General features: G+C 47.5%; 9 protein-coding genes and 1 pseudogene. 4 read left to right on the top strand and 6 right to left on the bottom strand.

Going from position 1 to position 9950, the window contains the following annotated elements:
* Positions 1-509: 509 nt before the first annotated feature.
* On the bottom strand, positions 510-1733 hold the full coding sequence (trpB, locus tag MKHDV_RS18255; protein ID WP_160717891.1) for a tryptophan synthase subunit beta: 1224 nt from the start codon (positions 1731-1733) through the stop codon (positions 510-512).
* 393 nt (positions 1734-2126) lie between these two features.
* Here trpB and MKHDV_RS18250 point away from each other — a divergent pair, with 393 nt between their 5' ends.
* On the top strand, positions 2127-2603 hold the full coding sequence (locus MKHDV_RS18250) for a permease (RefSeq protein WP_160717889.1): 477 nt from the start codon (positions 2127-2129) through the stop codon (positions 2601-2603).
* Entirely contained in the window at positions 2603-3136 is a 534-nt protein-coding gene (locus MKHDV_RS18245) for a permease (protein WP_160717887.1), read from the top strand. The genes MKHDV_RS18250 and MKHDV_RS18245 overlap by 1 nt, the downstream gene beginning before the upstream one ends.
* A gap of 111 nt (positions 3137-3247) precedes the next feature.
* On the opposite strand, the gene MKHDV_RS18240 is transcribed toward MKHDV_RS18245, so the two are convergent.
* The 3 genes from MKHDV_RS18240 to MKHDV_RS18230 all read right to left on the bottom strand — a co-directional run bounded on the left by MKHDV_RS18240 (position 3248) and on the right by MKHDV_RS18230 (position 6182).
* Positions 3248-4528 (bottom strand): 3-deoxy-D-manno-octulosonic acid transferase, encoded by a 1281-nt coding sequence (locus tag MKHDV_RS18240; protein ID WP_160717885.1) that lies wholly within the window; start codon positions 4526-4528, stop codon positions 3248-3250.
* A gap of 138 nt (positions 4529-4666) precedes the next feature.
* Complete coding sequence (locus MKHDV_RS18235) at positions 4667-5578, bottom strand: D-alanine--D-alanine ligase (RefSeq protein ID WP_160717883.1); 912 nt, start codon at positions 5576-5578, stop codon at positions 4667-4669.
* Positions 5544-6182: an HD domain-containing protein gene (locus MKHDV_RS18230; protein WP_160717881.1), complete on the bottom strand. Its 639-nt coding sequence runs from the start codon at positions 6180-6182 to the stop codon at positions 5544-5546. The genes MKHDV_RS18235 and MKHDV_RS18230 overlap by 35 nt, the downstream gene beginning before the upstream one ends.
* 211 nt (positions 6183-6393) lie before the next feature.
* Between MKHDV_RS18230 and hypD the strand changes: the two genes are divergently transcribed.
* Entirely contained in the window at positions 6394-7485 is a 1092-nt protein-coding gene (gene hypD, locus MKHDV_RS18225) for a hydrogenase formation protein HypD (protein WP_160717879.1), read from the top strand.
* 2 nt (positions 7486-7487) lie between these two features.
* Positions 7488-8510, top strand: a complete 1023-nt coding sequence (hypE, locus tag MKHDV_RS18220) for a hydrogenase expression/formation protein HypE (protein WP_160717877.1) — start codon at positions 7488-7490, stop codon at positions 8508-8510.
* A 426-nt stretch (positions 8511-8936) separates the two neighbouring features.
* Here hypE and ung read toward each other — a convergent pair whose 3' ends face one another.
* Positions 8937-9593: a uracil-DNA glycosylase gene (gene ung, locus MKHDV_RS18215; RefSeq protein ID WP_160717875.1), complete on the bottom strand. Its 657-nt coding sequence runs from the start codon at positions 9591-9593 to the stop codon at positions 8937-8939.
* 212 nt (positions 9594-9805) lie between these two features.
* Positions 9806-9950: pseudogene (locus tag MKHDV_RS18210) on the bottom strand (signal recognition particle-docking protein FtsY); the annotation flags it as partial.

Genomic DNA, 9950 nt, shown 5'->3' with positions numbered 1-9950 from the left:
GTTCAATCTGAGCCAGAATCAAACTCTCCAGTTTAATAATTCTGTATTGAATTGTCCGTTACCGAAGCAACGAACAACGCTAGCTGATCTCTAAATCAATCCGATTCGCTATTTAATTGTCAAAGAGTTTCAAAGCGACGACAAAAGACCAGTTGTCTTCCGAGGTGCGAAAAGCGTTTTGCCTTATCTCACTTCGGGAGTCAACCTCTTTTTGAATTTAAATTCGAAGAAGTTGTCTTTCGATTTTGCGTCGTTAATTGAAAATGAACAAGCTGCGTCGTTCCGACCCGTGCGGGCCGCTTCGTTGCAGCGAGAGAGGTTCTATGTAAACCAGCTCTCTTCGTCAACATGTTTTTAAGATTTTTTGTGTTCTTTTTGCCGCACTATAACTAATACACTGTTTTAAATGAAAAACCATCTCTAATCTTTTTCATCACTTCTCTTTCCAAAATAGAAAAAGCGGAACGCCAATGCTGACATTCCGCTTTTTTCTGTAATTTTAAGGCTTATTACAGCTCTGGAACCATTACTTCACCAGCTGAAACCATCTGCTCAATCTGTGCAACGTCTTTGTCACCACGACCGGACAGACATACAATCATAATCTGGTCTTTTTCCATCTGCGGAGCAATCTTCATAGCATGTGCAAGTGCATGGGAAGATTCGATTGCCGGAATGATGCCCTCTGTACGCGAAAGTGCAAAGAATGCGTCCATTGCTTCCTTATCACTTATATATGCGTACTCAGCGCGACCTGCATCTTTAAGGAATGCATGCTCTGGCCCTACGCTTGGGTAATCAAGCCCAGCGGAAATTGAGTATACTTCTGCGGCTTCGCCATTTTCATCTTTAAGCATATAGGAGTTGAACCCGTGCATGATGCCCGGCTCGCCAAGACTCAAGGAAGCTGCATGTTCACCATATTTAAGCCCACGACCTGCTGGCTCTACACCGATAAGGCGTACATCTTTGTCTTCGATGAAATCTGCGAACATGCCGATTGCGTTTGAACCGCCACCAACACAAGCAATACAACAATCTGGAAGACGGCCTTCCTGATCAAGAACCTGACGCTTTGCTTCTTTACTGATGATGTGCTGAAATTCGCGAACGATTGTCGGGTATGGATGTGGACCTACTGCTGAACCAAGAAGGTAGAAAGTATCTTCGGAAGACTGCACCAGTTCTGCCAACGCTTCATCAACAGCTTCTTTCAAAGTCTTCTGACCGCTGGTTGCTGCTACAACCTTAGCACCCATCATCTGCATACGGAATACGTTGAGCTTCTGACGTTCGATGTCTACGTCACCCATATAGATGGTACATTCCATACCCATGAGAGCAGCAGTTGCAGCAGTTGCAACACCGTGCTGTCCAGCGCCGGTCTCAGCGATAATGCGCTTTTTGCCCATACGCTTTGCAAGCAGGATTTGGCCTATGGTGTTGTTAACTTTGTGTGCGCCAAGGTGGTTCAAATCTTCTCGTTTGAGATAGATTTTTGCGCCACCAAGCTTTTCGGTAAGGTTGGAACAGAGATAAAGAGGTGTTTCACGACCAGAGAAGTGAGTTAAGTAGTAGTTGTACTCTTTAATGAACTCAGGATCGTCACGATATTTTTCAAAAGCTTCAGCAAGCTCTGTGAGTACAGGCTTTAATGGTTCCGGAACGTACTGCCCGCCGTATTCTCCAAAAAAACCCGCTGCTGTAACTTCTTTGTTCACTGCTGTAGACATAATAAGTCCCCTTGATATGTTACGGCAGTGCTTAGACCATAAAAAACCGCGGTCAGTTTGCACTACCGCGGTTTTAGTAAGTTCTACGTAAATTTTTTACGCAGGCAACAACAATCCACGGCGCCTATTACAAGCGCCACCACCAATTGCGAAGAGAAAGAATTGAGGAATTGTTAGTTTTCTGCATGAACAAACTCTAAAGGCAGTTCCCGTTTAATGTCAACCGATTTCCTGCAATTAATACTACAGAATCCGATATATAAACGCCGCTTACTCTTTCTATCATATATAAGCATCCGTCATATAAGACTGGTGAACATCGTGCCTTCTTGCTTGACCGTGCACCTCTCGAAAAGTAAACACTTACCTCTATCATGCAAAATAGGATACTCCATGTTCACACTTTTCTTATATGCACTTGCGATTGTAGCCCTTGCCGCTTCATATACGCGGGACAAGAAAAAGACACGAATGGCGCTTAAAAAAGCGTGGAAGTCTTTTGAAAACATCCTGCCTCAATTTCTCTCTATTCTGATTATCATCGGGCTTTCTCTGGCGTTTCTCGATACGGAAGTCATTACCAGACTTATTGGTGACGACTCAGGCATAGGTGGCTTACTCATTGCCGGTGTCCTCGGCTCTATCGCATTCATGCCCGCATTTGTTGCGTATCCTCTTGCGGCATCGCTATTGCAAGCCGGAGCTGGCTACGCTCAAATCACCCTGTTTATAACGACGCTTATGATGGTGGGCATAATCACTCTGCCGTTGGAGATTCAATATTTCGGTAAAGATGTTGCCATTAAACGAACGTTGCTTGGCCTATTTCATTCCATCATATGTGCACTCATAATGGGAGCGGTAATGTAATGCAGGATTTCATAAAACGATACCGCGTAGCCATCGCCCTTCTACTCATTAACATTGCACTCGCCTTTATTCTGCCTGAAAAGGGAATACGCGCGTTTTCCATTACCAAAAGTAACTTGCTCGAAATGCTTTCATTCATCCCACCAATCTTCATTTTACTTGGACTGCTGGATGTGTGGGTAGAGCGGGAAAAATTTATGCAGCACATGGGAACTGAGTCCGGCATTAAAGGGATGTTGCTCGCGACACTGCTGGGAACAGCCGCTGCGGGACCTTTATATGTTGCGTTCCCCATTGCGGGCATGCTTCTGCGAAAAGGCGCCAGTCTTTTGAATATCTTTATATTTATCGGTGCATGGTCAACCATCAAGCTTCCCATGACGCTCTTTGAAGCCTCGAGTATTGGGCTTAGATACACAGTCATTCGTCTGTGCATTAACGCCGTGGGGATTTTTGCCATTGCGTTTATTCTGGACAGAAGCACATCACACCAAAGACGCGAAGCAATCTACGCAGCAGAAAACGCTAGCTGATCACGCTGATCTACGCGCCTTCTGTGCTAACTACAGAGAATAAAAAAGCGGATGAACCTGAATATTCAGGCTCATCCGCTTCATTGTATATATAGTTAAAGGCTCGCTGCGTTATACTTCGCGCTTCACCATCAGCCAAAGTGCGTTAAGCACCTGCTTTGTACCACCCTGATGATCTTTCAACCATGTGGAAAAGCGTTTCTGCACGGTTTCAGGCTTTGCGGCTCGTTTAAGAATACGCATGATCTGATCAAAGACGCCGTCAACATCATCCACAGAGTACACCAACTTTTCGTCGATAATGCCTTCTGCCCATTGGAAGTTGTGATAGCTGGAGCCGATAACCGGCATTTTACCAAACGCAAGCGGCTCAAGAAAATTCTGACCACCCAAAGGAGCAAGGCTGCCGCCGACAAAGACTGCGCGAGCAAGCTGGTATGCAAAACCAAGCTCACCAAAGGTGTCCCATAAAATGACAGTCCCCGGTGCAGGTGGTTCTGTGATCTGTGATCGAAGAACTATAGGCAGCTCAGCTCCGTTCAACATCATCTCCCACAATCCAACCCGTTCCATATGCCTTGGAAACAATGCAATGCTTGTTTTTGGTCGTGCTTTTTTAAGGCGAATTACCAAATCAAGGATGTCTGACTCTTCTTCTTCCCGAACAGAGCCGAGAACAACAAGCGGCGTATTCTTCTTAATCACTTTGCCTACAAGCGGATTTTTGCCTGCCGCGTTCTCAACCGAAACACTATCAAACTTAATGTTATTCATAGTGTACACGCCCTGCTCTCCAAAAAGTGCTGCATATCTGCGAGCATCTTTATCGGAAATGGCGTGGATCATTGTCGGTCGAATACGCTGCCAGAATCCGGCAGTAGCTAGATATCCAGCCAACGAGCGCGGATTCATACGGCCATTAAAGACCGCCACTGGAATATCACGTACAACGCAGGCTGTCAGAAGCCCCGGCCACAGTTCTGTTTCGAGCAAAACCATTGCCTTCGGTGCCACCATTTCCACAGCACGCTCCATTACATGAGGCTGGTCGTACGGGAAGTAGTTTACAATGACATCAAGATAGCTTTTTTCTTTCTCTGCCCACTCTCTAGCTTTTTCCAAAACTTCTATGCCCTGCTTAGTGCAGGAGGTAAGTAAGATGGTCATCTGCTGATCATCCGGCATCTCGCGTAGCATTTGCCATGCAAGATACGCCTCGCCACCAGAGGCTGCCTGAACCCAAACATGTGCTCGCTTTGACCAGCCATACGGTACAAGTCGCTGAGCCAGTCCATTTTTCAAACGTTTATTGCGATCAAGAACGGGGCGGGCAATACGCCATACAGTTCCATAGACTGCAAGCATCATGTTGTGCGAGAATCCAAGGCTCATAGAAGCATCCTAAGTTTGAGAGTGAGTCCGCTAGCAAATCCTTCAAGCAAAAAAATATACAGATGCACTGCAACGCCCCGAAGCTGTGTATCATTATAAGGGTACACAAATTCAAAGGCAATGCAGTGCATATTTAAACTATTTACTTTCGTCGAAGCCCAATTCAATCAACCTTGCGATAAGGTCATCAAAAGAAAGCCCGATTGCAGCTGCTTCCTGAGGAAGAAGACTTGTGGAAGTCATACCCGGCAGGGTGTTCACTTCCAACAAATGCAAACTGCCGTCTGGTGAGTAAATAAAGTCGGCGCGGCTATATCCACACAGGCCAAGAACCTTGTGAGCTTTAAGCGCAAAATGTTTAACCTGTGCGGTAATGGTATCCGGCAATGGAGCCGGACAAATTTCACGAGCTCCGCCCGGGCGGTATTTTGCTTCGTAGTCAAAAAATACAGAGCCGTCAGCCGGTTCTATAAGAACTGGCGGAAGTGCAGAGTCACCCAGAACACCACAGGTAACTTCGACACCTTCAATCAGAGGCTCTACAATTACCTGACTTTCAGTAGCAAACAGAGAGTCCAAAGAATCTGGAAGCTCTTCTGCACTTGCAACACGGGAAAGCCCTAAACTGGAACCACCGGTGTTTGACTTGATAAATAACGGATACGAGAATTTAGGACGCCAATCTTTTGAAGGACGCTTCGCCAGAAACTCCCATTCAGGAGTCGGCAGACCGTTATCAAGAAAAACCTGTTTGGAAACTGACTTGTTCAGTGCGATAAAAGACCCTGTGGCGCGGCTGCCCTGAAACGGACAAGCAACGGATTCCAACAGCGCCTGTACCATGCCGTCCTCACCTGGAGAACCATGCAGGTTGATAAAAGCAAAGTCATGTCCCCGTGCGGCAGTAAGTAAGCCGTCCAGAGATAACTGGGGATCAAAAAATGTAACGGTATGCCCAAGACGCAAAAGCGCCTCATGGATGCCTTTTGCACCGTTCAGCGAAACTTCTCGTTCGCTAGACCAACCGCCCGCTATTAAAAGAATGTTCATGTAACGAAATTCCTAACTGTTCGGAAAAGGCCTGCTCAATTTGTTGTGCAAGCACCTTTGCCTTCATTATATTTGCAATAATCCTGTCTGTTTTTCCATATCGAACAACAAGATCGTCAAAGCGTTCATCAAGCGATACCACGCTATCGTGCATCACCCGTTTATCTGCGTAGATAATCGCCAAAGGCAAAAAACACAATTCAGAATCAACAGGCCAATCCCAATGCACGTGATGTAAAACGCCTTGAGCAACGTAAGGGTTTCCCGTTTCAGACAAAACTATTGAACCACCAATCCAGGCATGATCGCCACCAAATTCTATGGTGTACACTTTTGCGATGTCATGCAAAAGCGCGCTCGACGTGATGCTTTCTACAGAGACATCCTGTCCACGCTCCACGCCCAGTTCTGCCAAGGTGGTCGCCACATTCGCCACTTGTTCGCTATGCGCCCGAATATGCTCGGGCATCTTATATTTGTCCCACAGTGCTGTGCACTCTGCATCAGTTGGAATATGCCACTTCGGATTCACAGGAAAACGATGAAAAGGAAGAGCTGCACGAAAAGCGCACTGCTTATGTTGAGAATCTGACGGTGACCGCATAAAAACCTCTATGTATCCGGCGAGATAATTTCAAAAAAAGACCGGCTTTCAACTTTTTGTAGCAAGTGGGTGCAAAAAAAGCAAAGACAGCTTGCATAGGCTACTTTTTCCACCCCGTTGACACCATTTAACTGAAAGCGTAGCTGTATTCAGTGTGCGGATACCCTGCCGCGTCTATCCCTATGCTCCAACCATGTTAAGGATGTACACCATGAATGTATCTGATTCCTTTAAAGATCCAGAATTATGCAAAAAACTTCTGGAGCAGCTTCATAATGAGCTTGATGCTCCTCTTCGTTTTATGGAAGTCTGCGGCACGCATACTGTAGCTATTTTTCAAAGCGGACTGCGACCATTATTGCCTAAAGAAATCGTCCACCTTTCCGGCCCCGGCTGTCCTGTATGTGTAACACACGAAAGTGAAGTTGCGGCATTCCTCGACCTTGCGGGAAAAGATGGTGTTATTCTAGCCACCTTCGGCGATCTCATGCGCGTACCAGGTCCAAAAGGGCGTAACCTGAAGCTCGCACAAGCAGAGGGCGCACGCATCGAAATCGTCTACTCTCCGCTGGACGCACTCAAACTTGCTCAAAACAACCCGAACGACACCGTCGTATTCCTCGGAGTTGGTTTCGAGACCACAGCACCTACTATTGCTGCTTCCATCATGATGGCAAAACAGCAAAATATTAAAAATTTCAAGGTACTCTCATTCCATAAAATGGTTCCGCCAGCACTCAAGGTTCTGCTCGAAGATCCAGAATGTGCAGTCGATGCATTCCTCTTACCGGGGCATGTATCAACAATTCTCGGCATGGAACCATATCACTTTGTAGCTGAAACCTACAATACACCGGGTGTCATCACCGGATTTGATCCTGTAGATATTCTTCAATCTCTACTCATTATGGTAGAACAGCGCAAAACTGGTAAAGCATCTATTGTTAACCAATACAAGCGCGCAGTATCAGATTCCGGCAATGCCAAAGCACGCGAAATCATGTTCTCTGTATTTGATGTTGCAGAAGCACAATGGCGCGGCGTTGGCACAATCCCAGACAGTGGTCTTATCTTTAAAGACGAGTACGAAGAATTTGACGCGCTGAAAGCGCTCAATATTACACTGAGAGACGTTCCACAAACTCCCGGGTGTAAATGTGGTGAGGTGCTTAAAGGGAAAATGCAGCCAAACGAATGTCCATTATTCGCAAAGGCATGCACCCCTGCAAAACCGGTAGGCCCTTGCATGGTTTCCACAGAAGGCAGCTGTGCAGCTTACTTCAAATATCAGGTGACAGCATAATCATGAGCGAATCTACACTTCTTCTCGATCACGGAAGCGGGGGCATGGCCTCCAACCGCCTCATTGGCGACCTTTTTTTCAAGCATTTTGGCAACCCGATTCTTAATGAGATGAACGACGCTGCTCTGCTGAACATCACCGGCCCCATCACCATGAGTACCGACAGCTACACTGTCGATCCGATTTTTTTCTCCGGCGGCAGCATCGGCACCCTCGCAGTGCACGGCACCGTTAACGACGTAGCAATGCTCGGCGCTAAACCACGATACCTTTCCTGCGGCTTCATCCTTGAAGAAGGGCTCGACATGAGCACGCTGGAAAAAATCGTTATCGAAATGGCAGAAGCCGCTAAAGAAGCCGATGTACTCATCGTCACCGGCGACACAAAAGTTGTACCGCGTGGCTGCGTCGACAAAATTTTCATCAACACCACCGGTATCGGTGAACTCATTCTTCCAGAAGCAACCTCCGGCGCACATGCCAAACCAGGCGACGCTATCCTCGTTTCAGGAACCATGGGTGACCACGGTCTCACAGTCCTCTCCAACCGTGAAGGGCTCAACTTTGCTACCGATGTAAAGAGCGACTCCGCGCCGCTCAACCACATCGTCGCTGCACTCATCAACGAAATTGGTGACATCCACGTTCTCCGCGACCCGACTCGTGGTGGACTGGCAACTACCCTCAACGAAATCGCAGGGCAGTCTAACGTCACCATGAATATCGTAGAAAGCCAAGTGCCCGTTCGTGAATCCGTTCGCAACGGTTGCTCCTTCCTCGGTCTTGATCCGTTCTATCTCGCAAACGAAGGCAAGCTCATCTGCATTCTTCCTCAAGAAAAAGCAGAAGCAGCGTTAACCCTCATGCGATCATTGAAATATGGTGAAGAGGCTGTGCAAGTAGGCACTGTGCTTGATCCAGAAAATGCACCAGGCAAACCCGGACAGGTCGTTCTCGAAACACCTCTCGGTGGACACCGACTGCTCAACATGCTTGAAGGTGAACAGCTTCCGCGTATTTGCTAACGGTAGTTGCCTTCGGCGAACCTGTGGTGCTTGCCTCCGGCGGCTTAAGAACCCTTTCGGAAAAGGGCTTCTTAAGAATCTCCTAAAACTTTTACTTGCGAGCTTAGCCCGTTTTTTGCGTTACCTCGCGGCTTATACTCCACTACCTTTCTGTAATACAAAAAAGGCTGTCCTAATTAGTTAGGTCAGCCTTTTTACTATGCTAGGGAAAGGTAATGAGAATTAAGCCGCGTGAAAGAATAAACAACAAACTGAGTTCGCAATAACTTCGCGGTCAAGGGGGCGTCCCCCTTGCGGGTGCTTGCGCCAGTAACCGTTCACGAGGAACGAGTGTTACGGGAACAAGTCCCTTGTGGAGGCAGAGCCCTTGCCCCTCGGAGAGTCGCCGAAAGCAAACGTCGTAGCATCGTCTAAGACAGCTACTTCCTACCAGTCGATTTCAGACTGACGGTGCTCGCGGAGCCAGTTGTTTGTAAGAATAAAATGATTGCAGCCAAAGAATCCACGTGATGCTGAAAGCGGCGACGGGTGCACGGCTTCGAGGACGCAGTGATTGTTGTCTGCAATGAGCGGTCTTTTATCTTGTGCATGCTTCCCCCAAAGGAGGAACACTACATTTTTGCGTTTGCGACTTATGGCTTTGATAATGTCGTCTGTCACAGCGTTCCAACCGAGCTTGGCGTGTGATGCGGCTTTGCCTTCCTGAACTGTCAGGGTCGCGTTTAAAAGAAGAACGCCTTGTTCTGCCCAGCGTGTGAGGTTTGTTGAAACGTCACGTTTTGTTCCGTCGTGAAATTCTGCGTCGATCTCTTTAAAGATATTGCGGAGCGACGGTGGAAACTTGGCACCTTCGGGCACGGAGAAAGACAGACCATGCGCTTGCCCTGCACCGTGATACGGGTCCTGTCCGAGGATTACCACACGCACGTCCTCAAACGGCACAGCTTGTAACGCGGAAAAGACATTCTCTTCTGCGGGAAACACTGTGGTTGTTTCTCTTAGTGCTGCCACTTTTTGCAAAATACGTTCATGCCTGCCCTCATTAAAATACGGTACAGCTTCACACCAATCTTGCGGAATCATGACTGTTCCCTCTCTTGCTATAAAAAAGACGGACAGGTCTCCCCATCCGTCTCATTCTTTATACTAAATATCAGCACCTTGCACGCAACTAACTTTATATCCCACCGTAACAAACATTCCCTTAATCGGGGTTAAGGGGGGAATCCCCCCTTGCGGGGGTGGTAGGGGGCAGAGCCCGCCTACCCGTCGGAGACAAAAGCACCGCAGACAAGCTACGCTTCAGGCGCATCCTCAAGACCGAGTAACGCGGTTGCGAAATCGGCACCATTGAACGGCCTGAGATCTTCCATTTTTTCGCCAAGACCGATGTAGGTAATGGGAATATTAAATTCCATTGCGATTGCTACAACGATACCG

Source organism: Halodesulfovibrio sp. MK-HDV (assembly GCF_009914765.1).
GTDB lineage: Bacteria > Desulfobacterota > Desulfovibrionia > Desulfovibrionales > Desulfovibrionaceae > Halodesulfovibrio.
Note: the sequence above shows the minus strand (reverse complement) of the source record. Positions and strands in the feature narration are given on the sequence as shown.

Bases quoted from the DNA above. Each gene is read 5' to 3' on its own strand.
- MKHDV_RS18240 (WP_160717885.1), bottom strand. From the start codon at position 4,528: ATGAGCCTTGGATTCTCGCACAACATGATGCTTGCAGTCTATGGAACT.
- trpB (WP_160717891.1), bottom strand. From the start codon at position 1,733: ATGTCTACAGCAGTGAACAAAGAAGTTACAGCAGCGGGTTTTTTTGGA.
- hypD (WP_160717879.1), top strand. From the start codon at position 6,394: ATGAATGTATCTGATTCCTTTAAAGATCCAGAATTATGCAAAAAACTT.
- MKHDV_RS18230 (WP_160717881.1), bottom strand. From the start codon at position 6,182: ATGCGGTCACCGTCAGATTCTCAACATAAGCAGTGCGCTTTTCGTGCA.
- MKHDV_RS18250 (WP_160717889.1), top strand. From the start codon at position 2,127: ATGTTCACACTTTTCTTATATGCACTTGCGATTGTAGCCCTTGCCGCT.
- MKHDV_RS18245 (WP_160717887.1), top strand. From the start codon at position 2,603: ATGCAGGATTTCATAAAACGATACCGCGTAGCCATCGCCCTTCTACTC.
- ung (WP_160717875.1), bottom strand. From the start codon at position 9,593: ATGATTCCGCAAGATTGGTGTGAAGCTGTACCGTATTTTAATGAGGGC.
- hypE (WP_160717877.1), top strand. From the start codon at position 7,488: ATGAGCGAATCTACACTTCTTCTCGATCACGGAAGCGGGGGCATGGCC.
- MKHDV_RS18235 (WP_160717883.1), bottom strand. From the start codon at position 5,578: ATGAACATTCTTTTAATAGCGGGCGGTTGGTCTAGCGAACGAGAAGTT.